Below are 25,753 nucleotides of genomic sequence, written 5' to 3' on the forward strand. Positions count from 1 at the left end.
TGCACCCATCTGCGAGGCGTGCCGCATGCCAAACATCTCTGCCGGGAAAGACTGTTGCCAGGCGGGCGAATCGGCTATGCTATGCGGATCTGAAATACTACCGTTAGCTACCACTGTAGCTGTTTTAACACAGGACCACTGGCTGCCATGCAAGAGCAATATCGCCCGGAAGAGATAGAATCCAACGTACAGCTTCACTGGGAAGAGAAGCGCACTTTTGAAGTGACGGAAGACGCAAGCAAAGAGAAGTACTACTGCCTGTCGATGCTGCCCTATCCTTCTGGTCGCCTACACATGGGCCACGTTCGTAACTACACCATCGGCGACGTTATCGCCCGTTACCAGCGTATGCTCGGCAAAAACGTGCTGCAGCCTATCGGCTGGGATGCGTTCGGCCTGCCGGCAGAAGGCGCAGCGGTGAAGAACAACACCGCGCCGGCACCGTGGACCTACGACAACATCAACTACATGAAAAACCAGCTCAAAATGCTGGGCTTTGGCTATGACTGGAGCCGCGAGCTGGCGACCTGCCAACCCGAGTACTATCGCTGGGAGCAGAAGTTCTTCACCGAGCTGTATAAAAAAGGGCTGGTGTACAAGAAAACCTCCGCGGTGAACTGGTGCCCGAACGATCAGACCGTACTGGCTAACGAGCAGGTTATCGACGGCTGCTGCTGGCGCTGCGACACCAAAGTTGAGCGTAAAGAGATCCCGCAGTGGTTTATCAAAATCACCGCCTACGCCGACGAACTGCTGAACGATCTGGACAAACTCGATCACTGGCCAGATACCGTGAAGACCATGCAGCGCAACTGGATTGGCCGCTCAGAAGGCGTCGAGATCACCTTTGACGTGCAGAGCAGTGACCAGAAGCTGACCGTCTACACCACCCGTCCGGATACCTTTATGGGCGTGACCTATCTGGCGGTTGCTGCCGGACACCCGCTGGCTACCGCCGCGGCTGCCAGCAACCCGGCGCTGGCCGATTTCATTGCTGAATGCCGTAACACCAAAGTTGCCGAAGCTGAAATGGCAACCATGGAGAAGAAAGGCCTCGATACCGGCGTGAAGGCGATTCATCCGCTGACCGGCGAAGCCATTCCGGTGTGGGTCGCCAACTTTGTGCTGATGGAATACGGCACCGGTGCTGTTATGGCCGTACCGGGTCACGATCAGCGCGACTACGAATTCGCCACCAAATACGGTCTGGAGATCAAACCGGTGATTCTGGCGGCCGACGGCTCTGCGCCGGATCTCTCCGCCCAGGCACACACTGAGAAAGGCGTGCTGTTTAACTCCGGCGAGTTCGACGGCCTCGACTTCAGCGCTGCATTCAACGCCATTGCCGACACGCTGGCCGCGAAAGGCGTTGGCGAGCGTAAAGTGAACTACCGCCTGCGCGACTGGGGTGTTTCCCGTCAGCGCTACTGGGGCGCACCGATTCCGATGGTGACGCTGGAAGACGGCACCGTGATGCCGACGCCGGAAGACCAGCTGCCGGTTATCCTGCCGGAAGACGTGGTGATGGACGGCATTACCAGCCCTATCAAAGCCGACCCGGAGTGGGCGAAAACCACCGTCAACGGTCAGCCTGCGCTGCGCGAAACCGATACCTTCGACACCTTCATGGAGTCCTCCTGGTACTACGCGCGCTACACCTGCCCGCAGCATACCGACGGCATGCTCGACCCGAACGCCGCGAACTACTGGCTGCCGGTCGATATTTACATCGGTGGTATTGAACATGCCATCATGCACCTGCTCTATTTCCGCTTCTTCCATAAGCTGATGCGCGATGCGGGCCTGGTGAACTCAGACGAGCCGGCGAAGCAGCTGCTGTGTCAGGGTATGGTACTGGCCGACGCGTTTTACTACACCGGCAATAACGGCGAGCGCATCTGGGTGTCACCGAAAGAGGCGATCGTTGAGCGCGACGAGAAAGGCCGCATTATCAAAGCGACCGATCCGGCGGGCCACGAGCTGGTGTATACCGGCATGAGCAAGATGTCGAAGTCGAAAAACAACGGCATCGACCCGCAGGAGATGGTAGAGCGTTACGGCGCGGATACCGTGCGTCTGTTCATGATGTTCGCCTCTCCGGCTGACATGACGCTTGAGTGGCAGGAGTCCGGCGTGGAAGGCGCAAACCGCTTCCTGAAACGCGTCTGGAAACTGGTCTACGAACACACCGCTGCTGGCCCGGTTGCCGCGCTGGATGTGAGCGCCCTGAACGAAGATCAGAAAACGCTGCGTCGTGAAGTTCACAAGACCATCGCGAAAGTGACCGATGATATCGGTCGTCGTCAGACCTTCAACACCGCGATTGCCGCCATCATGGAGCTGATGAACCGTCTGCTCAAAGCACCGCAGGAGAGCGAGCAGGATCGCGCGCTGATGAACGAAGCGCTGCTGGCCGTGGTGCGCATGCTGTATCCGTTCACGCCGCACGTTTGCTTCACCCTCTGGCAGGAACTGAACGGCGAAGGCGATGTGGACAACGCGCCGTGGCCGCAGGCGGACGAAAGCGCGATGGTGGAAGACACCACGCTGGTGGTAGTACAGGTTAACGGTAAAGTGCGTGGCAAAATCACCGTTGCGGCAGATGCCACTGAAGAACAGGTTCGTGAACGCGCAGGCCAGGAGCATCTGGTTGCGAAATATCTCGACGGCGTTACCGTGCGTAAAGTGATTTACGTACCGGGCAAACTGCTTAACCTGGTCGTAGGCTAAGCGCAGGAGGAAGTGTGCGATATTTAGTCACTCTGTTACTAAGCCTGGCGGTGCTGGTCACCGCCGGATGTGGATGGCACCTGCGCAGCACCACCGCGGTGCCGCCAGAAATGAAAACCATGATCTTCGATACGGGCGATCCGAACGGTCCGCTGGCGCGCGCTATTCGTGAACAGCTGCGGCTGAACGGCGTGACGCTGGTCGAGAAAAACACGCTGCGTCAGGATATTCCGTCGCTGCGTATCGGCGGTGCGTCGATTGCGAAAGATACCGCGTCGGTGTTCCAGAACGGGCGTACCGCGGAGTATCAGATGATCATGACCGTCTCCGGTCAGGTACTGATTCCGGGTCACGACATCTATCCGATCAGCACCAAGGTGTACCGTTCGTTCTTCGATAACCCGCAGACTGCGCTGGCGAAAGACTCCGAGCAGGCGCTGATTATCCAGGAAATGTACGACAAAGCCGCAGAGCAGCTGATTCGTAAGCTGATGAGCGTACACGCTCAGGACGTGGCGGCCTCGCAAGGGCAGGACGCACCTGCACCTGCGCTGACCACGCCGGAAAACAGCAATCGCGTTTCCACCACGCTCACCCCGCAATGATTCGTCTCTATCCTGAACAACTTCAGGCGCAGCTCAATGAAGGGCTGCGCCTGGCGTATCTTCTGCTCGGCAACGATCCGCTGCTGTTGCAGGAGAGTCAGGATGCCGTGCGCCGCAGCGCAGCCGCTGCGGGTTTCGACGAACATCACACCGTCTCTGTCGATGCCAGTACCGACTGGCAACAGATCTTCTCGCTCTGCCAGGAGATGAGCCTGTTTGCCAGTCGGCAAACGCTGCTCCTGCTGCTGCCGGAAAACGGGCCTAACGCCGCCATCAACGAGCAGCTTGCTACGCTGGTCACGCTGCTGCATGACGATCTGCTGCTGATTGTGCGCGGTGGCAAACTCACCAAAGCGCAGGAAAACGCCGCCTGGATCACCGCCCTCGCCCCACGCGCGGTCCAGGTAATCTGTCAGACGCCCGAGCACGCCCAGCTTCCGCGCTGGGTAGCTACCCGGGCAAAGCAGATGAAACTGACGCTTGATGACGCCGCCAATCAGCTGCTGTGCTACTGCTATGAAGGCAATCTGCTGGCGCTGGCGCAGGCGCTGGAGCGGCTCGCGCTGCTCTGGCCGGATGGCAAACTGACGCTGCCGCGGGTTGAAGAGGCGGTGAACGATGCCGCGCATTTCACGCCGTTCCACTGGGTTGATGCCCTGCTGGCGGGCAAGAGCAAACGCGCCATGCACGTGCTCCATCAGCTACGCATGGAAGGCAGCGAGCCGGTGATCCTGCTGCGCACGCTGCAACGTGAACTGCTTTTACTGGTGAATTTGCAGCGCGCATCGGCCCATACGCCGCTGCGTGCGCTGTTTGATAAACAACGCGTCTGGCAGAATCGTCGCCCGTTGATTACCGATGCGCTCGCCCGTCTGTCGTCCCACCAGTTAAGCTGCGCGGTGCATCAGCTGTGCCAGATTGAGCTGACGCTGAAAAAAGATTACGGGCAGTCGGTGTGGTCGGAACTGGAGGCGCTGTCGCTGCTGCTGTGCCATAAGTCACTGGCCGCACTGTTCGAGGCTTCCTGATATGGGGCTTCACGCGCTGTTCGGCGGCACTTTCGACCCGATACACCTGGGGCATCTGGCGGTGGTCGAGGCGCTGGCGCAGCAGATTGCGCTTGAGCGCGTCATTATTATGCCGAACAACGTCCCGCCGCATCGCCCCCAGCCCGAAGCCAGCAGCGCCCAGCGCAAAGCGATGGTCGAGCTGGCAATTGCCGGCAATCCGCTGTTTGGTCTTGACGATCGCGAACTGCGACGCGATACCCCCTCCTATACGGCGACGACGCTCGCCCAGTGGCGCCAGGAGCACGGCTATCAGCAGCCGCTGGGTTTTATCATTGGTCAGGATTCGCTGCTCACCCTGCCCACCTGGCATCAGGCCGATACGCTGCTCAACCAGTGCCATATTCTGGTCTGCCGCCGCCCCGGTTATCCGGTTAAGATGGCAAGCGAGGCGCACCAGCGCTGGCTTGAATCTCACCTTGCCAACGATGTCAGCCGCCTGCACAACGAACCGGCCGGCTGCATCTGGCTGGCCGATACGCCGCTGTTCGATATCTCCGCCACGGCCATTCGTCAGCGCCTGCGCCAGGGCCGCACCTGCGCCGATCTACTGCCTGCCGCCGTGGAGCGCTACATCCGCGAGCAGGGGCTTTATCGCCACGCGCCCGACGAGACGTAACGCCGCGCAGCGGGGTTAACGCCGATAATCGTGTTGAAACATTGACAGGGTTCACCAGGCTGATATTCTCCGCAGCCAGAATTTAGTCGCTGGCTATGCGCGCTTTTAGAAATTGTTTTACAAAAATGGCGATGCAAAGCTATGTCAGCGGTGGGATGATAGCCCACTTGATTTCAGGCAGGTCTGGGGTGTAGCGCCCGTCAGGTCTGCGGTGCGCCGCAGGGTGCCATCATTAACGTAACGCTCCCAGGGGGAACACACTTGCAGGGTAAAGCACTTAAAGATTTCGTTATCGACAAAATCGACGATCTGAAAGGTCAGGATATTGTCGCGCTGGATGTTCAGGGCAAGTCGAGCATCACCGACTGCATGATCATCTGCACCGGTACCTCTACACGCCACGTCGTCTCCATCGCCGATCACGTCGTGCAGGAATCCCGCGCTGCCGGCCTGATGCCGCTTGGCGTTGAAGGCGAAAACGCCGCCGACTGGGTCGTGGTCGATCTCGGCGATGTGATGGTCCACGTCATGCAGGAAGAGAGCCGTCGTCTGTATGAACTGGAAAAACTCTGGAGCTGATGCGTGAAGCTTCAACTGGTCGCCGTCGGCACCAAAATGCCCGACTGGGTGCAGACCGGATTTAGCGAGTATCTACGCCGTTTCCCGAAGGACATGCCGTTCGAACTGGTAGAAATCCCTGCTGGAAAACGCGGCAAAAATGCCGATATTAAGCGTATCCTCGAAAAAGAGGGTGAGCTGATGCTGGCCGCAGCCGGGAAAAACCGTATTGTCACGCTCGATATCCCCGGCAAGCCCTGGGATACGCCCCAGCTGGCAACGGAACTGGAACGCTGGAAGCTGGATGGCCGCGATGTCAGCCTGCTCATCGGCGGCCCGGAGGGGCTTTCCCCCGCCTGTAAAGCCGCGGCTGAACAGAGCTGGTCGCTCTCGGCGCTGACCCTGCCCCATCCGCTGGTCAGGGTGCTGGTAGCCGAAAGCCTGTATCGTGCATGGAGCATTACCACTAACCACCCTTATCATCGTGAATAAACGCGATCAGGTAGATTAAGCTGCGGATGAAATTACAGAATTCTTTTCGCGATTATTCGGCAGAGTCCGCACTGTTTGTGCGCAGGGCTCTGGTCGCTTTCGTCGGCATTCTGCTGCTTACCGGCGTTCTGGTAGCCAACCTCTATACCGTACAGATCGTACGTTTTAACGACTATCAGACCCGCTCCAACGAAAACCGTATCAAGCTGGTGCCGATCCCTCCCAGCCGCGGCATCATTTACGATCGAAACGGCATCCCGCTGGCGCTCAACCGCACCATCTATCAGGTAGAGATGATGCCGGAGAAGGTCGACAACGTGCAGCAGACCCTGGAGTCGCTGCGTGATGTGGTCGATCTGACCGACGATGACATCGCCGCCTTTAAAAAAGAGCGCGCCCGTTCGCACCGCTTTACCTCAATTCCGGTCAAAACCAACCTCACGGAAGTGCAGGTGGCGCGTTTTGCCGTTAATCAGTACCGTTTCCCCGGTGTTGAAGTGAAGGGCTACAAACGCCGCTTCTACCCTTACGGCTCGGCCCTCACCCACGTTATCGGCTACGTCTCTAAAATTAACGATAAAGACGTCGAACGCCTGGATAAAGACGGCAAGCTGGCAAACTATGCGGCGACGCACGATATCGGTAAGCTCGGTATCGAGCGCTACTACGAAGACGCGCTGCACGGCCAGACCGGCTATGAAGAAGTTGAAGTCAACAACCGCGGCCGCGTTATCCGTCAGCTTAAGGAAGTGTCGCCTCAGGCCGGGCACGACATCTATCTGACGATCGATCTCAAGCTGCAAACCTATATTGAAACCCTGCTTGAAGGCAGCCGCGCCGCGGTCGTGGTAAGCGATCCGCGTACCGGTGGCATTCTGGCGCTGGTCTCCACGCCAAGCTATAACCCGAACCTGTTCGTCGACGGCATCTCCAGCAAGGATTACTCCGGTCTGCTCAACGACCCGAATACGCCGCTGGTGAACCGTGCCACCCAGGGTGTCTACCCGCCGGCTTCCACCGTGAAGCCCTATGTCGCCGTCTCCGCGCTCAGTGCCGGGGTGATCAACCGCAACACCTCGCTGTTCGACCCCGGCTGGTGGCAGCTTCCGGGCAGCGAAAAACGCTACCGCGACTGGAAAAAATGGGGCCACGGTCGTCTGAACGTCACCAAATCCCTGGAGGAGTCGGCGGATACCTTCTTCTATCAGGTGGCTTACGATATGGGCATCGACCGCCTGTCAGAGTGGATGAGCAAGTTCGGCTACGGCCACTTCACCGGCATCGATCTGGCCGAAGAGCGCTCTGGCAACATGCCGACCCGCGAGTGGAAGCTCAAACGCTTTAAAAAACCCTGGTATCAGGGTGACACCATCCCGGTAGGCATCGGCCAGGGCTACTGGACCGCAACGCCGCTGCAGATGAACAAAGCGATGATGATCCTGATTAACGATGGGGTGGTCAAAGTCCCTCACCTGCTGATGAGCACCGCCGTGAACGGCAAGCAGCAGCTGTGGAAGCAGCCCGAGCAGCCGCCGGTAGGCGATATTCATTCCGGCTACTGGGAGATCGCCAAAGACGGTATGTATGGCGTTGCCAACCGCGCAAACGGCACCGGCCATAAGTACTTTGCCAATGCCCCTTACAAAGTGGCGGCGAAGTCCGGTACGGCGCAGGTGTTTGGTCTGAAAGCCAACGAAACCTATAACGCCCATAAAATTGCCGAACGTCTGCGCGACCATAAGCTGATGACCGCCTTTGCCCCCTACGATAAACCGCAGGTGGCGGTGGCGATGATCCTTGAAAACGGCGGTGCCGGCCCGGCGGTCGGCACGATCATGCGCCAGATCCTTGACCATATTATGCTCGGCGACAACAACACCGACCTGCCTGTTGAGGCACCTGCGCAGGCAGGCGCTGAGGACCAGTGACAATGACCGATAACCCGAATAAAAAGTCGTTCTGGGACAAAATCCATCTCGACCCCACGTTTCTGCTGATCATTCTGGCGCTGCTCGCCTATAGCGCGATGGTGATCTGGAGCGCCAGCGGCCAGGATATCGACATGACCGAACGTAAAATCGGTCAGATCCTGATGGGGCTGGTGGTGATGGTGGTGATGGCACAGATCCCGCCGCGCGTCTACGAAGGCTGGGCACCCTATCTCTATATCATCTGCGTTATCCTGCTGATTGCGGTGGATGCGTTCGGGGCTATCTCCAAAGGTGCCCAGCGCTGGCTCGATCTCGGCATCGTGCGTTTCCAGCCGTCGGAGATTGCCAAAATCGCCGTGCCGCTGATGGTGGCACGCTTTATTAACCGCGATGTCTGCCCTCCCAGCCTGAAGAATACCGCTATCGCGCTGGTGCTGATTTTCATGCCCACGCTGCTGGTAGCCGCCCAGCCCGATCTCGGCACCTCGATTCTGGTGGCGCTCTCCGGCCTGTTTGTGCTGTTCCTGTCTGGCCTGAGCTGGCGTCTGATCGCCATTGCCGCACTGCTGGTGGCGGCCTTTATCCCTATCCTTTGGTTCTTCCTGATGCACGATTACCAGCGTCAGCGCGTAATGATGCTGCTGGATCCGGAAAGCGATCCGCTGGGAGCGGGCTATCATATTATTCAGTCCAAAATTGCGATTGGCTCCGGCGGGCTGAGCGGTAAAGGCTGGCTGCACGGTACCCAGTCGCAGCTTGAGTTTCTGCCCGAACGCCACACCGACTTTATCTTTGCGGTACTGGCGGAGGAGTTAGGGCTGATTGGCGTCCTGGTACTGCTGGCGCTCTATCTCCTGCTTATCATGCGCGGTCTGTGGATCGCGGCTCACGCCCAGACCACCTTCGGGCGCGTCATGGCCGGCGGGCTGATGCTGATTTTGTTTGTCTATGTGTTTGTGAATATCGGGATGGTGAGCGGTATCTTACCGGTGGTTGGCGTACCGCTACCGCTGGTCAGCTACGGGGGCTCGGCCCTGATCGTGCTTATGGCGGGGTTTGGCATCGTAATGTCGATGCATACCCACAGGAAAATGCTCTCTAAAAGCGTATAAGAGGTGTGCAATGCGTAAGCAGTGGCTTGGTGTCTGCATCGCGGCGGGGTTACTCTCCGCCTGTACCGGGAATGACGTTGGACAACCTCAGCAGCAAGCGGCCCCGCAGCCTGCGGTGTGTAATGGCCCGATCGTAGAAATCAGCGGCGCGGAACCGCGCTATGAGCCACCGATCGCGGCGGCAAACCAGGATTATCAGCGAGACGGTAAAAATTACCGCATCGTGCAGGATATGTCGCGCTTCTCCCAGGCGGGACTGGCGGCAATCTATGATGCCGAACCAGGCAGCAATCAGACCGCTTCCGGTGAGCCGTTTGACCCTATGCAGCTCACCGCAGCGCATCCGACCCTGCCAATCCCGAGCTACGCGCGCATAACCAACCTCGCCAACGGCCGGATGATTGTGGTGCGCATTAACGACCGTGGCCCGTACGGGAACGATCGCGTGATCTCCCTTTCGCGCGCCGCTGCCGATCGGCTTAATACCTCGAATAACACCAAAGTGCGTATCGACCCGATTATCGTGGCCCAGGACGGTTCGCTCTCCGGCCCCGGTATGGCGTGCACCACCGTGGCGAAGCAGACCTATGCTCTGCCGGCACGCCCCGATCTGAGCGGCGGCATGGGCAGCGTCTCGTCTGCGCCGCAGCCACAGCCCGTCGCCAGCGAAAGCGACGTGCGCCCGATTAACAACGATACCCTGCAAAGCGAAGATACCCTGGGTGCGCCGGTCAAAAGCGGCGGCTTCCTGGGTGCACCGGCACCGCTGACCGCCGGCGTGCTGGAAAGCGATACGCCGTCTCAGCCGACCGCCAGCGCGCCGGTTCAGACGCCAACCCCGGTCTCCGCTCCGGCGACGGCAGCGGGCACGCCGAACGCGCCGGTCACCGCACCGGGTACCACGCAGGGTACGGTGGCTTCCAGCGCGCCTGCGGCCAGCGCCGCGCCAGCCGCCGCCTCACAGGGTTACATGCTGCAGGTGGGTGCCGTCAGCGATGGCGCACGCGCGCAGCAGTTCCTACAGAAGCTGACGCAGCAGTATGGCGTGCCGGGCAAGGTGAACCAGAACGGCGCGGTTTACCGCATTCAGCTTGGGCCGTTCAGCAGCCGCAACGAGGCCGCGGCTATTCAGCAACGCTTGCTTAGCGAGGCGCAGCAGCAGTCCTTCATCACCGCTGCAGCCCAGTAAAACCGGTCATCCGACTTTGTCAGTTTGTGTAAAGCACCGTAACAAACTCACGTGCAAAGTCGGATGCCAGCCCGTAAGGCTTTTGCTATAGTGAAGCACTTTTTTAATTCCATCACGGATGTCGCTGTACAGACCATGAAGACCACTTTCTCAGCTCATTTTGTTACGCGCCTCGCGCTCGCCACGGCACTCTCCGTTTCGGCACTCTCCGCTGCTCACGCAGACGACCTGAACATTAAAACGATGATCCCGGGCGTACCGCAGATCGATGCCGAAGCCTATATCCTGATCGACTACAACTCTGGCAAAGTGCTGGCCGAGCAGAATGCCGACCAGCGTCGCGATCCGGCCAGCCTGACAAAAATGATGACCAGCTACGTAATTGGTCAGGCGATGAAAGCGGGCAAATTCAAAGAGTCCGATCTGGTGACCATCGGTCAGGACGCCTGGGCGACCGGTAACCCGGTCTTCAAAGGCTCCTCCCTGATGTTCCTGAAGCCGGGCATGCAGGTGCCGGTATCGCAGCTGATCCGCGGTATCAACCTGCAATCCGGTAACGATGCGTGCGTGGCGATGGCCGACTTTGTTGCCGGCAGCCAGGATGCGTTCGTCGGTCTGATGAACAGCTACGTCAGCGCGCTCGGCCTGAAGAACACTCACTTCCAGACTGTGCACGGTCTGGATGCCGATGGGCAGTACATCTCCGCGCGCGATATCGCGCTGATTGGCCAGGCGCTGATCCGCGATGTGCCGGCGGAATACGTGATTTACCGTGAGAAAGAGTTCACCTTCAACGGCATCCGCCAGACCAACCGTAACGGTCTGCTGTGGGACAACAGCCTGAACGTGGACGGCATCAAAACCGGTCACACCGAGAAAGCGGGCTACAACATTGTGGCCTCAGCAACCGAAGGCCAGATGCGTCTCGTTTCTGCCGTGCTGGGCGGCCGTACCTTTAAGGGCCGTGAAGCCGAAAGCAAAAAGCTGCTGACCTGGGGCTTCCGCTTCTTCGAAACCGTGAATCCGCTCAAGGCAGGCAAAGAGTTCGCCTCTGAACCGGCATGGTTCGGCGACAGCGATCGCGCCTCGCTCGGGGTTGATAAAGATCTCTACCTGACCATCCCGCGCGGCCGTCTGAAGGATCTGAAAGCCAGCTACGTGCTGAACACGCCGGAACTGCATGCCCCGCTGCAGAAGAACCAGGTTGTCGGCACCATCAACTTCCAGCTTGATGGTAAAACCATTGAGCAGCGTCCGCTGGTGGTGCTGGAGCAGATTGAAGAGGGTAACTTCTTTGGTCGCCTCATTGATTACATCAAGCTGATGTTCCACCACTGGTTTGGTTAAAATCGACACGCTTGAAAGTGTGATTTTTATCCCCATATACTAAGCATCTCTTTTTTACTCCCGCTTCTGGCGGGAGTTGTTATTTTTTACGCACTACCGGAGCTGACATGAAAACCAAACTGAATGAACTGCTGGAATTCCCTACCCCCTTTACCTACAAAGTAATGGGTCTGGCGAAACCTGAGCTGGTCGATATGGTGGTGGAAGTGGTGCAGCGCCATGCGCCGGGAGACTATACCCCGCAGGTAAAACCGAGCAGCAAAGGAAACTACCACTCTGTCTCGATCACCATTACCGCGACGCATATCGAACAGGTTGAAACCCTGTACGAAGAGCTGGGAAATATCGACATCGTTCGTATGGTGCTCTGATCCACCCGCCCGGCGCAAGCCGGGTACTGCCCCGCCCCGCTGTGTTATACTCCCCGCACCCTTTCTGCTCCCCGGAGATGCTGTTTTGCTTCAGGACAAGATTCTGATCCGCCACCTCGGTCTGCAACCTTACGAACCGGTATCGCAGGCTATGCATGATTTTACCGATACCCGCGATGAGCAGACCGCCGATGAAATCTGGCTGGTTGAGCACTACCCGGTCTTCACCCAGGGTCAGGCCGGTAAAGCCGAACACGTGCTGGCCGCCGGTGACATTCCCGTGGTGCAGAGCGACCGCGGCGGACAGGTGACCTACCATGGCCCTGGTCAGCAGGTGATGTATGTGCTGCTCAATCTTAAACGCCGCCGTCTTGGTGTGCGCGAGCTGGTCACGGTACTGGAAAATACCGTGGTGAATACCCTCGCCGAGTGGGGAATAGACGCCTATGCGCGTGCCGATGCGCCGGGGGTGTACGTCAACGGGCAAAAGATTTGCTCACTTGGGCTACGCATTCGCAAAGGGTGTTCGTTCCATGGCCTGGCGCTGAATATCGCCATGGACCTGTCGCCGTTCCAGCGCATCAACCCCTGCGGCTATGCCGGTATGCAGATGGTGCAGGTAAGCGATTTGCACCCTGATGCTACCGTCGACAGCGTCCAGCCGCTGCTGGTGCAGCATTTCCTGGCCCTGCTGAATAATCCACCAGTTGAAAATATCAAATAAGAATATATTTTAACCGCCAGCCCGTTGCACAGCGGGCGTCTCCCAGGATTTAACATTGCTCCTTTACATTGACGGCTGAATTATATATTTTCGTTGCGGTCCCAAAGGCAAATATCTTATTGACAGTAATTTACCGTTGATGGGCTTTACATTAGGCATATTCTTAATGCCTGTTCAGAGTACTACCACTCTGCTATTTCTATAAATAATCGCTACGCGCCGTTTTTTTTGTCGAAATAAACAACAACTACAATAAAAATACCAAAAGTAAACTATTATTCATAGAGTGAATATATCTGGAGACCAGGCGTGGAATATAAGGGCACCTCTGAACATATGATTTCACCGCAGGACGATGAAAGAAAACGTGAGATATTCAGGACGTTGCGTAATATCGATCTCAATCTGCTGACCATTTTCGAAGCCGTTTACGTCCATAAAGGCATTGTAAACGCTGCGAAAATTCTTAATTTGACGCCCTCCGCCATTAGCCAGTCTATCCAGAAATTACGTCTTATATTTCCCGATCCTTTATTCATCCGTAAAGGCCAGGGGGTAACGCCGACGGCATACGCCACGCATTTACACGAATATATTAGCCAGGGGCTGGAATCGATTCTCGGCGCGCTGGACTTTCATGGCTCACATAACAAACAGCGCACCATTACCATTGCGACATCGCCTTCGGTGGGCGCGCAGGTCATTCCATTACTTTACAGCGCGATTCAAAAAGCCAATCCCCATTTGCTGATCCGCAATGTGGCCATTACCGATACCGAAACCCAGCTTAGCCAGTTTCAGACCGACCTGGTTGTCGATGGCTCCACCTATACCTCGCGCACCATCGGCAGCCATCTGCTTTTTAGCGATCGTCTGGTGATGGTGTGCCGCGAAGGTCATCCGTGCAGCCAGTCCTCCGTGTCGCTGGAGCAGCTTCAGGAGCATGAACAGGCGCTGATCACCCTGCAGAATGATTCGGTAAACGAAATACGTAAGCGCCTGAATCACCTGTTCCCCAACTTGCAGGTGGCGTTCAGCAGCTACAACATGGTGACTATTGCCGCGATGATCAGCAGCTGCGATCTGATTGGCATTATGCCAGCGCGTCTGTTCGAGATGTTCAAAGAGAGCTGGCGTCTGCGCGAAATTGACACCTCGCTGTTCAGCGATGATCGGCTTGATACCACGCTGCACTACAACAAGCTGAGCCTGCGCGACCCCATGATGCAAAGCGTCATTGAAACCGTGCAGCGCGCCTTTCCCGCGAAGGGGCGTTAACCGACCCGCGCTCACAACGTAACAACTGCTTTACAATTCTTTTTCCATTTCGTGCCACCCCGTGCTGCTTTCAGGGGGGCATCGATGGTATACTGCCGGGCGTTGTTTCAAAAATAGTTGATAAATAAAAAATTCGCTTGAACTGAAACGCTTTCCTTCGATATCCGCAACTGGAACACGCACGCTATGAGTAAACCCATTGTGATGGAACGCGGTGTTAAATACCGCGACGCCGATAAAATGGCCCTTATCCCGGTTAAAAACGTGGTGACGGAGCGCGAGGCCCTGTTAAGAAAACCGGAATGGATGAAAATCAAACTTCCGGCCGACTCGTCCCGCATCCAGGGAATCAAAGCGGCGATGCGCAAGAATGGCCTGCACTCGGTGTGCGAAGAGGCCTCTTGCCCGAACCTTGCGGAGTGTTTCAACCACGGTACGGCAACCTTCATGATCCTCGGCGCGATCTGCACCCGCCGCTGCCCGTTCTGTGATGTGGCACATGGCCGCCCTGTTGCGCCTGACGCCAACGAACCCCTTAAGCTTGCGCAGACCATTTCCGATATGGGGCTTCGCTACGTCGTGGTCACCTCGGTTGACCGTGACGATCTGCGCGACGGCGGTGCCCAGCACTTTGCTGACTGCATCAGCGCCATTCGCGACAAAAACCCGACCATCAAAATCGAGACGCTGGTACCGGATTTTCGTGGCCGCATGGACAAGGCGCTGGATATCCTCACCGCCACGCCGCCGGATGTGTTCAACCACAACCTGGAAAACGTGCCGCGTCTGTATCGTCAGGTGCGTCCCGGTGCCGATTACGCCTGGTCCCTGAAGCTGCTGGAGCGCTTTAAAGAAGCCCATCCAGAGCTGCCAACCAAATCTGGCCTGATGGTCGGTCTGGGTGAGACCAATGCGGAAATAATTGAGGTTATGCGCGATCTGCGTCGTCACGGCGTGACCATGCTGACGCTGGGTCAGTACCTGCAGCCAAGCCGCCATCACCTGCCGGTACAGCGCTATGTCAGCCCGGACGAGTTTGAAGAGATGAAAGCGGAAGCGCTGGCGATGGGCTTTACCCACGCGGCCTGTGGTCCGTTTGTTCGCTCCTCCTACCATGCTGATCTGCAGGCAAAAGGGATGGAAGTGAAGTAAGTCTGTTACGTCAGGTAACACATCTGCGTACAGCAATAAAAAAACCGGCCTGAGTGCCGGTTTTTTTATCTCTGCCTTCTGGCGCAGTTACTCTTTGTGAGAGAGTCTGTCAGCCGGAGCGGCAGCGTCTGATGCGCTTTTTGCGGTCGCGTCATCGTCGTTCATCGCTTTTTTGAAGCCTTTAATTGCCGCCCCAAGATCGCCGCCGAGCGTGCGCAGTTTCTTGGTACCAAACAACAAGACAACCAGTGCTGCTACCACCAGCAGTTTGGTAATACTAATCTCACCCATAAATACCTTCTCTAGAAAACAGGCTGCGAACTTCGCGGCTCAGTACCCCTGTATTTAACGGGGTTCCTGGCCCGACACACAATAGCAAGCTGTAACAAGATGAATCAAGCGTTGATTAAAAAAACATCACCGCAGCTGCGGGTCAGCGAAACGCCGGTTTGCCAGCACCGGTAGCCGCGCGCGCACCTCTGCCACCCGTTCTTCGCTGATGTCAGCATAAAAGAGCGCGGGGGTTTCCGCCGCCGATGCCACCGTCACGCCAAGCGGGTCCACGACCCGGCTCTGGCCGATATTGCGCGTGCCGCACTCTCCGCTGGCGATGACCCAGCAGGTGGTGTCCAGCGCACGTGCGGTCAGCAGCGTCTGCCAGTGGTGCTCTTTCAGCGGTCCGCGGACCCAGGCGGCGGGCAGCACCAGCACCTCCGCCCCGTTTAACGCATGGGCCAGCGCCAGTTCGGGAAAGCGCACGTCATAGCAGGTCATCAACCCTACCCGCATTCCCGCCACCTCGATCAGCGGTGGGATCTGGTGGCCGGCATCAACCAGACGCGACTCCTGCATTGCAAACGCGTCGTACAGATGCAATTTTTCATAGCGCGCGATAATCTCGCCGTTGCGCAGGGCAAACAGCGTATTGGCTGCCCTCCCCGGCTGCGTGGGCACATGCAGCGTCAGCACCGTTGTCAGCGTGTTTCCGGCGCTTTGACGCAGTAGCGTAGCAAGGTACTCGCCGTCCACGTCCTGAGCGGATTTGACGCTCAGATCCGGGTCGCCGTCGTCGCGTGCCAGCAGCGCTTCAGGCAGAACCAGCAGATCGGCATCGGCCTTCGCCGCGTTGGTCATAAAATCCACGCAGGTTTGCGCATTGGCCCGCGCATCCGGCGTTACCGCGAACTGCCCCACTGCAACTTTCATCGTCAGCTCCCGCATAATGGCTTTAGCCTGAGTATACCTGATAGCCAGCCCGCCAACAGACGCGCTACACTGCGCTTTTGATGGCAAAAGGCGAGACTGACGGTGAATCTGCTGCTGGCGGTGTTTATTGGGGGTGGGCTGGGCAGCGTCGCGCGCTGGGCCCTGAGTCTGCGGTTCAACGCGGTGCATCACGCTATTCCGCTCGGTACGCTGACGGCGAACCTGGTGGGTGCCTTTATTATTGGTGCCGGGCTGGCGTGGTTCAACCGTATGCCACAACTGGACCCTATGTGGAAGCTGCTTATCACAACCGGCTTATGCGGCGGTTTAACCACCTTCTCGACGTTTTCCGCTGAGGTGGTGTTTCTGTTGCAGGACGGGCGCTACGCCTGGGCGGGGCTGAATGTTGCCCTGAATCTCGCCGGGTCATTTATCATGACGGCATTCGCGTTCTGGCTGGTAAACAGTCTGGCGTCGTCGTAGGCGTCTTCATCTTGCCTTAATCTTACTCTGCGACGCTTGGGCTATTTTCAGGCGGAGGGTGTGGCGATGAGAGAGAAGATGATCAACATGGGCGCGCTGACGTTCAGTGTGCTGATGACGGCGGCGTTTCTGAAGCTCTATCTTTTTTACTGATGGGGTAAAAATAGGACAAAAAAAACCCGCTCAGTGAGCGGGTTTTTGAAACTTGCGCTTCGTAAGCTTAGATAGGCATTACGTTAGCAGCTGAAGGGCCTTTGGCACCGTTAGTGATTTCGAACTCTACACGCTGACCTTCAGCGAGAGTTTTGAAACCATTGCTCTGGATCGCAGAGAAGTGTACGAACACGTCTTTGCTGCCATCTTCCGGAGTAATGAAACCGAATCCTTTGGACTCATTAAACCACTTAACGTTACCTTTAATCTTAGACATCTATATTACCTTTACATGAAAATGGACACAAATGCTGTGTCGGACATCAGTACACCAATTGTGGCGGCTTTTGTCCAGTGGAGATTTGCGAAATAGTGATAAAAGTCTCGTTCCTGAAAAGCCGCTCCGCCTTTTCCCCTTAATTTCTAAGGGATATATCCTAAGTGCCCGATTTTCCGTTTACATTTCTTTTAAAACTGGAAGCGAAACCACGCGAAGTAAACGTTACCGTTGTTGTATGTGCCGGGAATATAGGTCATCTGGAACGTTGCCGGGCCGTAACCTACTGACGCCAGCGGCAGCACTGCCGGCACCGGAATGTAGTTCCAGTTATCGCGTGCCGTTACCCCGGCGGTGTACCCCAGACCCAGATGGAAGTTCTCATCCGCCAGCGGTCGCCAGGTCTTTTCCCAGCCGTATCCGGCAAAGGGTTCCCATTTGTTGTAGGAGTCTTTGAACGCCATCACGTACAGGCCGTGCCAGTTCCCTTTCTCATCCCAACGCGACTGCCCGATACCGGCGCCCCATGGACGCTCGTTATAGCGATCGGTTTTGTCTTTGTCATAGGCGAAACGGGCGTGCCAGGTGATGGCAGGCACGTAGAGATCGTAGTGCTGCGGGGCATCCCAGGTCTGTGCGACGTTATCGGTGAAGGTGTCAAACCAGCCTTTTATCGTACTGCCACTTTCGATTGCGGCCTGAGCCAGAGGAGTGCAGGTCAGCAGAGTTAAAAATAATACCAGGTGTTTATAAGAGTTCACGCGTTACATACCATTCAAAAAATATCGATACAGCGTAACGGAGAGTACCTTAATGAAAGCCTAACCAGTATTCAGTTAAGTCTCAAACAGCCGGATATTCGCGCTTTATTAACACCTGGTTTTCACGAGGATAATAAGCTCTTTACTCACCATATAATAACCCTGGCAATATTCTCGCCCGCCGCCTGCCCGAAGCGTGACAGGCCTGCTGGTTGTCACTGGCCGCGCGTGGCGCGGCTTACAGGCCTGTCACCTGCGCCGTGAGATAAAAAAATAAATAGTCTCCCGCCCCGCACAGCGCGGCCGCCCATTGCCATTACAAGGACGCAGAATAGCGGCGTGACAATTAACGTCGCAGGCGATAAAAGCAGACCTCTGATGAGACGTGTTGATATCGAAAACGCACGGGTTATTCAACCTTCGTTAAAGGTTATGTGCTTTAATAGCCCCCGGAAATGAGCGGGATAACACATCAGGATGAAAAATGAATAAGATCGGGTATGGTATTTTGTGCGTCCTGGCGACGTGTGCTGCCTCGCTTGCGCAGGCACAGCCGCTGGTGGCGACCCGCTATGCCGACTTCGATCGCTACGTTCTCGCCCTCTCCTGGCAGACCGGCTTCTGCCAGAGTCTGCACGCGGAAAAGCGCTCTGAGCCTGATGAGTGCCGTCTGCAAAAAGAGCAGCCCGACAAAACCCATTTTCTGACGGTGCATGGCCTGTGGCCTTCACTGCCCAAATCCGTGGCGGCCCGTGGCGTGGATGAGCGTCGCTGGATCCGCTACGGCTGCGCCTCACGCCCGATTCCGAACGCCCCGGAAGTGCGCGCGTCCCGCAAATGCGATGCGGAAGAGACGGGCCTGTCGCTGGAGATGGCGGCCAAACTCAGCGACGTGATGCCCGGCGCCGGGGGCAACTCCTGCCTCGATCGCTACGAATACGCCCGGCACGGGGTGTGCTTTGGCTTCGACCCCGACGCGTGGTTTGGCACCATGGTGCGCATGAACCACGAGGTCAAAGCGAGTCCCGTGGGGACGTTTCTTGCGGCGAACTACGGGAAAACGGTAAGCCGCAGTGAGATGACCGCGGCGGTGGAAAAAGCCTGGGGAAAAAACGCCGCCAAATCGCTGGCGCTGCGCTGTGACGGGAACCCGGCCTGGCTGACAGAAATCCAGTTCACCCTTAAGGCCAGCACCATCAACGCGCCGCTGAGCAAATCCAGCTTCGTGCCGCAGCCGCATCCCGGCAACTGCGGCAGCACCTTCACGCTCGACGCCGTCGGCGTCGACTAATACCGGGCTTTACGCCCGGTTGTTTAGTGGTGGCACTTATAGATGCGCGCTTCCCACGGACGCAGACGATAAGCGTCCTCACCCTCCTCCATGTTAGCCAGCATGCTAATTGCGCCGCGCAGCGACAGCTCTGCCTCCGGCCAGAGCGCGTGCTTGCCCGACAGGTTGCACAGCACCAGGATGCGCTCACCCTGCCAGGTGCGGCTGTAGGCGTAAATCTGCGGATGCGCCGCCAGCAGCAGCGCATATCTGCCGTACACCAGCGCCGTTTCGCGCTTGCGCAGACGAATCATCTCACGGTGGAAATTGAGTACGGAATGGCTATCGTAGAGCTGGCTTTCGACGTTGATCATCTCGTAGTTCGGATTCACCGGCAGCCACGGCTGATGGGTGCTGAACCCGGCATACGGCGAGGCATCCCACTGCATCGGGGTGCGTGAGTTGTCCCGCCCGGTGCGGTTGAGATACGCCAGGATCTCGGTCTCGCTCATCCCCTGCCGCGCCAGCTCCCGGGCCTTGTTATGGGCTGACACATCGTCAAACTCGTCGAGGGAGGTAAACCGCATGTTGGTCATGCCGATCTCCTGGCCCTGGTAGATAAACGGCGTGCCCTGCATCAGAAACCACATCGCCGCGATGCAGGTCGCGCTCTCCCGCCAGTGGCGTTCGGTATCGCCCCAGCGCGACACAATCCGCGTCACGTCGTGGTTTTCGACATAGAGCGCGTTCCAGCCCTTCCCTTCCAGCGCCTCCTGCCAGCCGGTAAAAATGCGCTTAAGCGTCAGCGGGTCGGGCCGCAGCCCGGCCTCCGGCTCCCAGAGCCGCACGTGCTCAAACTGAAACACCATGTTGAGGCGCTGCCGGTGCTCCCCGACCCACTCCTCGGCATGCGCCGCATCGAGGCCGTTCATCTCGCCGACGGTGACAATATCGTACCGGTTAAACACCTCGCGGCAGATATCGTCCACGTAGTCCAGCAAGCCATCGTAGTTAAGATGGCTGACCATCGACGGGGCATACGGCAGCTTGTCCGGGTTCGGCACGTCGGCCAGCGTCGGCTCTTTTTTCATGTGCGCGATGGCATCAATGCGGAAGCCATCGATGCCTTTATCTAGCCACCAGCGCATCATGTCGTACACCGCCTGGCGCATCTGGTGATTTTCCCAGTTGAGATCCGGCTGGCGGCGGCTGAACAGGTGCATGAAATATTGCCCGGTGGCGTCGTCGTACTCCCAGGCCGAGCCGTTGAAGATCGACTCCCAGTTGTTGGGCTCCGCTCCGTTGCGCCCGTCACGCCAGATATACCAGTCGCGTTTCGGGTTATCCCGCGAGGCGCGTGATTCGAGGAACCACGGGTGCTCATCCGAGGTATGGTTCACCACCAGGTCGAGGATCAGCCGCATTCCGCGGGCGTGCACCGCGTCCAGCAGGCGGTCAAAATCCGCCATGGTGCCGAACTCGTCCATAATGGCGTGGTAGTCGCTGATGTCGTAGCCGTTATCGTCGTTCGGCGACCGGTACATCGGGCAGATCCAGATGAGGTCGATGCCCAGCTGCTGCAGGTAATCAAGCTTGCCGGTGATGCCGTTCAGATCCCCGATGCCGTCACCGTTGCTGTCCTTAAAACTGCGCGGATAAATCTGGTAAGCCACGGCTTCTTTCCACCAGCGTTGGCTGTGCGGCGTGGTTATTTCACTCATGCACTACTCCCGTATCAGTAACGCGAACGACTCCCAGGGCTGGAGTTCAAGGCTCACCGCCAGCTGATCGCGCGGTGCGTAGTTGCTGATCAGACACTCCCCGTGCCACGCCTGCAGCGGCTCGGGAATATCCAGCGTCAGATGCTCGCGGCTGACGTTATTGAGCACCAGCAGCGTATCGCCCTCGTAGCGGCGCAGCCAGGCAAACACCTGCGGATGTTCAGCGAAGAGCATCTGATAGTCGCCGTAGACCAGCACCGGGTAGAGCTTGCGCAGCGCCACCAGCTTCTGATAGTGCCAGAGGATGGAGTCCGGCTCGGCCAGCGCCTGGGCGACGTTAATACTGCGGTAGTTGGGGTTTACCGCCATCCACGGCGTGCCGGTGGTGAAGCCCGCGTGCGGGCTGTCGTCCCACTGCACCGGCGAGCGGGCGTTGTCGCGCCCGTTGGCGTGGATACCGGTCATCATCTCGTCGTGAGTAATACCGGCCGCGATCCGCTCCCGGTAGAAATTGAGGCTTTCAATGTCGCGATACTCTTCGATGGTGCTCCAGCGCACGTTGGTCATGCCGATCTCTTCGCCCTGATAGATATAGGGCGTGCCTTTCAGGCAGTGCAGCGCCGTGGCGAGCAGCTTGGCCGAGGCCTCCCGGTACTCGCCTTCGTCGCCAAACTTCGACACCGCACGCGGCAGATCGTGGTTGCTCCAGAACAGCGAGTTCCAGCCCCGGTCGGCCAGCGCGGTCTGCCATTTGTCGATCACCGCCTTAAAGCGCGACAGCTCAAACGGACGGCTGCGCCACTTGCCGTGCTTCTCGTCCCAGGTCTGCTTGATGTGTTCGAACTGGAATACCATCGACAGCTCCTGGCGCTCCGGGTCGCTGTAAAGCAGCGCATCTTCGGGGGTGGCGCTCCAGGTTTCGCCGACGGTGAGCTTATCCCGCGCCCCGTAGGTCGCGCGGTTCATCTGGTGGATCAGCAGGTGCAGGTTTTTCCCCTTCGCCATGATCTGCTTATCGACCTCTTTGCCGATAAGATCGATAACGTCCATACGGAAGCCGCCGATGCCGCGATCCAGCCAGCGGTTCATCATGGCGTGAACCTCCTCCTGCACCCGGGGGTTTTCCCAGTTGAGATCCGGCTGACGCACCGAGAACTGGTGCAGATAGTATTCACCGCTGGCCTCATCAAATGCCCAGCCGCTGCCGCCAAAGTAGGAGCGAAAATCGTTCGGCGGCCCGCCGTCCGGGGCCGGTTTGCGCCAGATATAAAAGTCGCGGTACGGGTTATCTTTCCCCTTGAGGGCTTCCAGGAACCAGGGGTGTTCATCGGAGGTGTGGTTGACCACCAGGTCCATCAGGATATGAATGTCCCGCGCCTTTGCCTCCTCAATAAGCTGCTCCATCTCCGCCATGGTGCCGAACTCGGCGGCGATATCCTCGTAGTCGGAGATGTCATACCCGTTGTCGTCCATCGGCGAGCGGTACACCGGCGAGAGCCAGATAAGATTGATGCCGAGCTGCCTGAGATAGTCGAGCTTGCTGATAATGCCCGCGAGATCGCCGATGCCGTCGCCGTTCGCGTCCATAAAACTGCGGGGGTAGATCTGATACACCACCGCGCTGTGCCACCACTTTCTCTCAAATGCTTTCATCACGCTTCCTTCAGTGCTGGTTGTCCACATTCAGACGCCGTAACGCCCTCCCGGTCCCGTCGAAAAGATAGCCGTGCTCCGGGGCCAGCCGCAGCCCGACGTGCTGCTCCGGTCTGACCTCAAGCCGTGAAGTATGGCGCATCACCAGCGGTTCTGCGCCGTAGCCGCCGTTCACGTAGAGCAGCGTTTCATTCCCCATGTGCTCAACAAACAGCACCTCGCCCTCAACGTCGGCGCCCGCCAGATCCATCACCTCCAGGTGCTCAGGCCGGATGCCGAACTGCACCGCATCACCCGGAGACACCGATTCGCCCTCCACCGCCAGCGTCAGCCGGAAGCCGTTCTCCAGCTCGATTTCGCACTGCGCCGCGTCGCAGGTCACCACGCGCCCCGGCATCAGGTTCATCTTCGGCGAGCCGATAAACTGCGCCACAAACACGTTGGCGGGATGATCGTAAAGTTCCAGCGGGGTGCCGACCTGCTCTATCGCCCCTTTGTTAAGCACCACAATGCGATCGGCCAGCGTCATGGCTTCCACCTGATCGTGGGTGACGTAAAGAATGGTGGCGTTGATGCGCTTGTGCAGGGCGGCAATCTCCATGCGCATCTGCACGCGCAGCGAGGCATCGAGGTTGGAGAGCGGCTCGTCGAACAGAAACAGGCTCGGCTCGCGCACGATGGCGCGGCCAATCGCCACGCGCTGGCGCTGCCCGCCGGAGAGATCCTTCGGCCGCCGGTCGAGCAGACTTTCCAGCTGCAGGATGCGCGCGCTGGCCTGCACCCGCTCGTCGATCTTCTTCTCCGACAGCTTTGCCATCTCCAGCGCAAAGGCCATGTTCTGGTACACCGTCATATGGGGATAGAGCGCATAGGACTGGAACACCATGCCGATGCCGCGCTCGGACGGGGTATCGTCATTCACGCACACGCCGTCGATAAACATCTCGCCGCTGCTGATCTCCTCAAGCCCGGCCACCAGCCGCAGCAGGGTCGACTTGCCGCAGCCCGACGGGCCGACCACCACCACAAACTCGCCGCTGTCGATCTGTAAATCGAGCGGCTTTATCACCTCGGCGTGGGTGCCGAAGCGCTTCTGAACTTTCGCCAGCTGTAGTTGAGCCATTCGTTACCCCTTAATTGCGCCGCTGGTGAGGCCGCTGACAATCCGTTTTTGAAAGATAAGCACCAACACGATTATCGGCAGCGTCACAATCACCGATGCCGCCATAATGCTGCCCCAGGGCAGTTCAAAGCTGGATGCCCCGCTGAACAGGCTGATCGCCACCGGTACCGTGCGCTTCGCGCTGGAAATAATGAACGTGAGCGCAAACATGAACTCGTTCCAGGCACCGATAAACGCCAGCAGGCCGGTGGTCGCCAGCGCCGGGGCCAGCACCGGGGCAAATACCCGGCGAATAATGGTGCCGGTTTTGGCACCGTCGACGATGGCCGCCTCCTCCAGCTCAACCGGAATGGTTTTGATAAAGGTGGTGAGCACCCAGACGGTGAACGGCAGCGAGAAGGTGGTGTAGGAGACAATCAGCGCCCCGAGCGAGTCATACAGCCCCAGAAAACGCACCAGCTCAAACATCCCGGTCAGCACCGCCACCTGGGGAAACATCGACACGCAGAGGATGGTAAACAGCAGGAAACGACGACCGCGGAAGTTAACCCGCGCCAGAGCAAACGCGGCGGTGATGGACACCAGCAAGCACAGCCCTACCGTGATGCCAGCGACCAGAAACGAATTGAGCAGGCTGCGGGCGATGCCGTTATCCATCAGCGCCACCACGTAGTTATCCCAGTGCCAGCCGGTGGGGTACCACACCGGCGTGAACAGCTCCTGGCCGCTGCGCAGCGAACTCAGCACCGCGTAATAGAAGGGAAACAGGCAGAACAGCGAGGCCAGCAGCGCGCCGGTATAGATAACCACCCGGCCACCGATGTTGCGTTGCTTACGGGAAAGCTTCATGCGTTATCCTCCTTTGCGTTCAGCCGCGCTACGCGAATAAACACCGCCGCAATACCGGCCACCATCATGAATACCAGCACCGAGGCGGCCGACCCCATGCCCATGTCCTGATAGGAGACGATCTGCTCCCGGGCGTAGCCGGAGATCGACATCGTTGCCTCGCTGTTAGAGGTCAGGACGTAGATCAGGTCGAAGACGCGCATCGCATCCATGATGCGGAAGATCAGGGCGACCACCAGCGCCGGCATGATCAGCGGTAGCGTAATGCGCCTGAAGCGCTGCCAGGCGCTGGCGCCGTCGACCCGCGCCGCTTCGTAGAGATCGCCGGGAATGAGCTGCAGCGCCGCCAGCAGCATCAGCGCCATAAACGGCGTGGTTTTCCAGACGTCGGCGATTACCACCGCCCACATGGAGAGCGACGGCTCGGCGATCCAGGCAAGGTGCGACGGCAGCCCAAGCCGCCCCAGCAGGTCGTTAATCACGCCGTACTGATCGTGAAACATCCAGCCCCACATCTTGGCGCTGACGATGGTCGGGATCGCCCAGGGCACCAGAATCGCGGTGCGCACCAGCGCCCGGCCGCGAAACTTCTCGTTCATCAGCAGGGCCAGCAGCAGGCCAAGCACCAGCTCCAGCGACACCGACACGATGCTGAACCACAGCGTGTTGCCGACCGCCTGCCACCACAGCGGGTCGCTCAGCACGCCAATCGCCATGCCGTCCCGGTGGGCGAAGTAGTTCGCCACGCCGACTATTTCATACTCGTTGGGATTATCGAGCATGGCGTTGGTAAAGCTGAACCAGATGGTTCTCAGCAGCGGCCAGCCGGCGGCAAACGCCAGCAGCAGCAGCGCCGGGGCAATCAACAGCCAGGCGCCGCGCCGACGACGCTGGTGCAGGCTGACTTTACGCCTGCCGCGCGACGCCGGTAAGGGAGGGGAAATATCGCTACGCATAGGCACTCCAGTGACGGTTCACAGTGTTACCTCCACGCTCACGGCGGCTGTCCCTGTCGGCCAGCGACCGGCATGAGAGCGTCGGGGCGTCATCATCAACGCCGCCACGCTGCCGTGAGCACGGTG

General features: G+C 58.3%; 25 protein-coding genes. 16 read left to right on the forward strand and 9 right to left on the reverse strand.

Features of this window, described 5'->3' with window-relative positions:
- Positions 1 to 147 precede the first annotated feature (147 nt).
- The 14 genes from leuS to lipA all read left to right on the forward strand — a co-directional run bounded on the left by leuS (position 148) and on the right by lipA (position 15,175).
- Positions 148 to 2,730: a leucine--tRNA ligase gene (gene leuS / locus DW58_RS08230; protein ID WP_024547831.1), complete on the forward strand. Its 2,583-nt coding sequence runs from the start codon at positions 148 to 150 to the stop codon at positions 2,728 to 2,730.
- A 14-nt stretch (positions 2,731 to 2,744) separates the two neighbouring features.
- The gene (gene lptE / locus DW58_RS08235) at positions 2,745 to 3,335 is read left to right on the forward strand and encodes an LPS assembly lipoprotein LptE (protein ID WP_024547830.1); all 591 of its coding nucleotides are present in this window, start codon (positions 2,745 to 2,747) and stop codon (positions 3,333 to 3,335) included.
- The gene (gene holA / locus DW58_RS08240) at positions 3,332 to 4,363 is read left to right on the forward strand and encodes a DNA polymerase III subunit delta (protein WP_024547829.1); all 1,032 of its coding nucleotides are present in this window, start codon (positions 3,332 to 3,334) and stop codon (positions 4,361 to 4,363) included. The genes lptE and holA overlap by 4 nt, the downstream gene beginning before the upstream one ends.
- Before the next feature lies 1 nt (position 4,364).
- Positions 4,365 to 5,021, forward strand: a complete 657-nt coding sequence (gene nadD / locus DW58_RS08245) for a nicotinate-nucleotide adenylyltransferase (RefSeq protein WP_024547828.1) — start codon at positions 4,365 to 4,367, stop codon at positions 5,019 to 5,021.
- Between the two features lie 261 nt (positions 5,022 to 5,282).
- Complete coding sequence (rsfS, locus tag DW58_RS08250) at positions 5,283 to 5,600, forward strand: ribosome silencing factor (RefSeq protein ID WP_024547827.1); 318 nt, start codon at positions 5,283 to 5,285, stop codon at positions 5,598 to 5,600.
- Between the two features lie 3 nt (positions 5,601 to 5,603).
- Entirely contained in the window at positions 5,604 to 6,071 is a 468-nt protein-coding gene (gene rlmH / locus DW58_RS08255) for a 23S rRNA (pseudouridine(1915)-N(3))-methyltransferase RlmH (RefSeq protein WP_024547826.1), read from the forward strand.
- A gap of 26 nt (positions 6,072 to 6,097) precedes the next feature.
- Positions 6,098 to 7,999 (forward strand): peptidoglycan DD-transpeptidase MrdA, encoded by a 1,902-nt coding sequence (gene mrdA, locus DW58_RS08260; RefSeq protein WP_024547825.1) that lies wholly within the window; start codon positions 6,098 to 6,100, stop codon positions 7,997 to 7,999.
- Between the two features lie 2 nt (positions 8,000 to 8,001).
- On the forward strand, positions 8,002 to 9,114 hold the full coding sequence (gene mrdB, locus DW58_RS08265; protein WP_024547824.1) for a peptidoglycan glycosyltransferase MrdB: 1,113 nt from the start codon (positions 8,002 to 8,004) through the stop codon (positions 9,112 to 9,114).
- A gap of 10 nt (positions 9,115 to 9,124) precedes the next feature.
- Positions 9,125 to 10,303: an endolytic peptidoglycan transglycosylase RlpA gene (gene rlpA / locus DW58_RS08270; protein ID WP_024547823.1), complete on the forward strand. Its 1,179-nt coding sequence runs from the start codon at positions 9,125 to 9,127 to the stop codon at positions 10,301 to 10,303.
- A gap of 135 nt (positions 10,304 to 10,438) precedes the next feature.
- A complete protein-coding gene (dacA, locus tag DW58_RS08275) occupies positions 10,439 to 11,650 on the forward strand; it encodes a D-alanyl-D-alanine carboxypeptidase DacA (RefSeq protein WP_024547822.1) in 1,212 nt (403 codons plus the stop codon).
- Positions 11,651 to 11,757: 107 nt separating this feature from the next.
- Positions 11,758 to 12,021: a DUF493 family protein YbeD gene (gene ybeD, locus DW58_RS08280; protein WP_024547821.1), complete on the forward strand. Its 264-nt coding sequence runs from the start codon at positions 11,758 to 11,760 to the stop codon at positions 12,019 to 12,021.
- Positions 12,022 to 12,106: 85 nt separating this feature from the next.
- Entirely contained in the window at positions 12,107 to 12,745 is a 639-nt protein-coding gene (gene lipB, locus DW58_RS08285; protein WP_024547820.1) for a lipoyl(octanoyl) transferase LipB, read from the forward strand.
- A 309-nt stretch (positions 12,746 to 13,054) separates the two neighbouring features.
- Complete coding sequence (locus tag DW58_RS08290; RefSeq protein WP_024547819.1) at positions 13,055 to 14,023, forward strand: YbeF family transcriptional regulator; 969 nt, start codon at positions 13,055 to 13,057, stop codon at positions 14,021 to 14,023.
- Positions 14,024 to 14,209: 186 nt separating this feature from the next.
- Complete coding sequence (gene lipA / locus DW58_RS08295; protein WP_024547818.1) at positions 14,210 to 15,175, forward strand: lipoyl synthase; 966 nt, start codon at positions 14,210 to 14,212, stop codon at positions 15,173 to 15,175.
- A gap of 87 nt (positions 15,176 to 15,262) precedes the next feature.
- On the opposite strand, the gene tatE is transcribed toward lipA, so the two are convergent.
- Both tatE and DW58_RS08305 read right to left on the reverse strand, forming a co-directional pair.
- Complete coding sequence (gene tatE / locus DW58_RS08300) at positions 15,263 to 15,466, reverse strand: twin-arginine translocase subunit TatE (RefSeq protein ID WP_024547817.1); 204 nt, start codon at positions 15,464 to 15,466, stop codon at positions 15,263 to 15,265.
- 126 nt (positions 15,467 to 15,592) lie between these two features.
- Positions 15,593 to 16,381 (reverse strand): deaminated glutathione amidase, encoded by a 789-nt coding sequence (locus DW58_RS08305; protein ID WP_024547816.1) that lies wholly within the window; start codon positions 16,379 to 16,381, stop codon positions 15,593 to 15,595.
- Between the two features lie 102 nt (positions 16,382 to 16,483).
- Here DW58_RS08305 and crcB point away from each other — a divergent pair, with 102 nt between their 5' ends.
- Positions 16,484 to 16,864, forward strand: a complete 381-nt coding sequence (crcB, locus tag DW58_RS08310; RefSeq protein ID WP_029696468.1) for a fluoride efflux transporter CrcB — start codon at positions 16,484 to 16,486, stop codon at positions 16,862 to 16,864.
- Positions 16,865 to 17,084: 220 nt separating this feature from the next.
- Here the strand turns inward: crcB and cspE are convergent, their stop codons facing one another.
- Both cspE and pagP read right to left on the reverse strand, forming a co-directional pair.
- Positions 17,085 to 17,294 carry a transcription antiterminator/RNA stability regulator CspE gene (gene cspE / locus DW58_RS08315; protein WP_004100146.1) on the reverse strand — a complete coding sequence of 70 codons (210 nt, stop codon included), beginning with the start codon at positions 17,292 to 17,294 and terminating at the stop codon, positions 17,085 to 17,087.
- Between the two features lie 191 nt (positions 17,295 to 17,485).
- Positions 17,486 to 18,037 (reverse strand): lipid IV(A) palmitoyltransferase PagP, encoded by a 552-nt coding sequence (pagP, locus tag DW58_RS08320; protein WP_152525637.1) that lies wholly within the window; start codon positions 18,035 to 18,037, stop codon positions 17,486 to 17,488.
- A gap of 502 nt (positions 18,038 to 18,539) precedes the next feature.
- On the opposite strand from pagP, the gene rna reads away from it, so the two are divergent.
- Positions 18,540 to 19,346, forward strand: coding sequence for a ribonuclease I (gene rna, locus DW58_RS08325; RefSeq protein ID WP_024547813.1), 807 nt, complete (start codon positions 18,540 to 18,542; stop codon positions 19,344 to 19,346).
- Between the two features lie 23 nt (positions 19,347 to 19,369).
- On the opposite strand, the gene DW58_RS08330 is transcribed toward rna, so the two are convergent.
- From DW58_RS08330 to DW58_RS08350, 5 genes are read right to left on the reverse strand one after another with little or no spacing between them, the layout of a single operon-like run.
- On the reverse strand, positions 19,370 to 21,046 hold the full coding sequence (locus DW58_RS08330) for a glycoside hydrolase family 13 protein (RefSeq protein WP_024547812.1): 1,677 nt from the start codon (positions 21,044 to 21,046) through the stop codon (positions 19,370 to 19,372).
- A gap of 3 nt (positions 21,047 to 21,049) precedes the next feature.
- Positions 21,050 to 22,699: a glycoside hydrolase family 13 protein gene (locus DW58_RS08335; protein WP_024547811.1), complete on the reverse strand. Its 1,650-nt coding sequence runs from the start codon at positions 22,697 to 22,699 to the stop codon at positions 21,050 to 21,052.
- Between the two features lie 10 nt (positions 22,700 to 22,709).
- Positions 22,710 to 23,822, reverse strand: coding sequence for an ABC transporter ATP-binding protein (locus DW58_RS08340; protein ID WP_024547810.1), 1,113 nt, complete (start codon positions 23,820 to 23,822; stop codon positions 22,710 to 22,712).
- 3 nt (positions 23,823 to 23,825) lie between these two features.
- Complete coding sequence (locus tag DW58_RS08345; RefSeq protein ID WP_024547809.1) at positions 23,826 to 24,671, reverse strand: carbohydrate ABC transporter permease; 846 nt, start codon at positions 24,669 to 24,671, stop codon at positions 23,826 to 23,828.
- Positions 24,668 to 25,627 (reverse strand): carbohydrate ABC transporter permease, encoded by a 960-nt coding sequence (locus DW58_RS08350; protein WP_024547808.1) that lies wholly within the window; start codon positions 25,625 to 25,627, stop codon positions 24,668 to 24,670. The genes DW58_RS08345 and DW58_RS08350 overlap by 4 nt, the downstream gene beginning before the upstream one ends.
- Positions 25,628 to 25,753: the final 126 nt, after the last annotated feature.

Source organism: Siccibacter turicensis LMG 23730 (genome assembly GCF_000463155.2).
In the GTDB taxonomy this organism is placed as follows: Bacteria; Pseudomonadota; Gammaproteobacteria; order Enterobacterales; family Enterobacteriaceae; genus Siccibacter; species Siccibacter turicensis.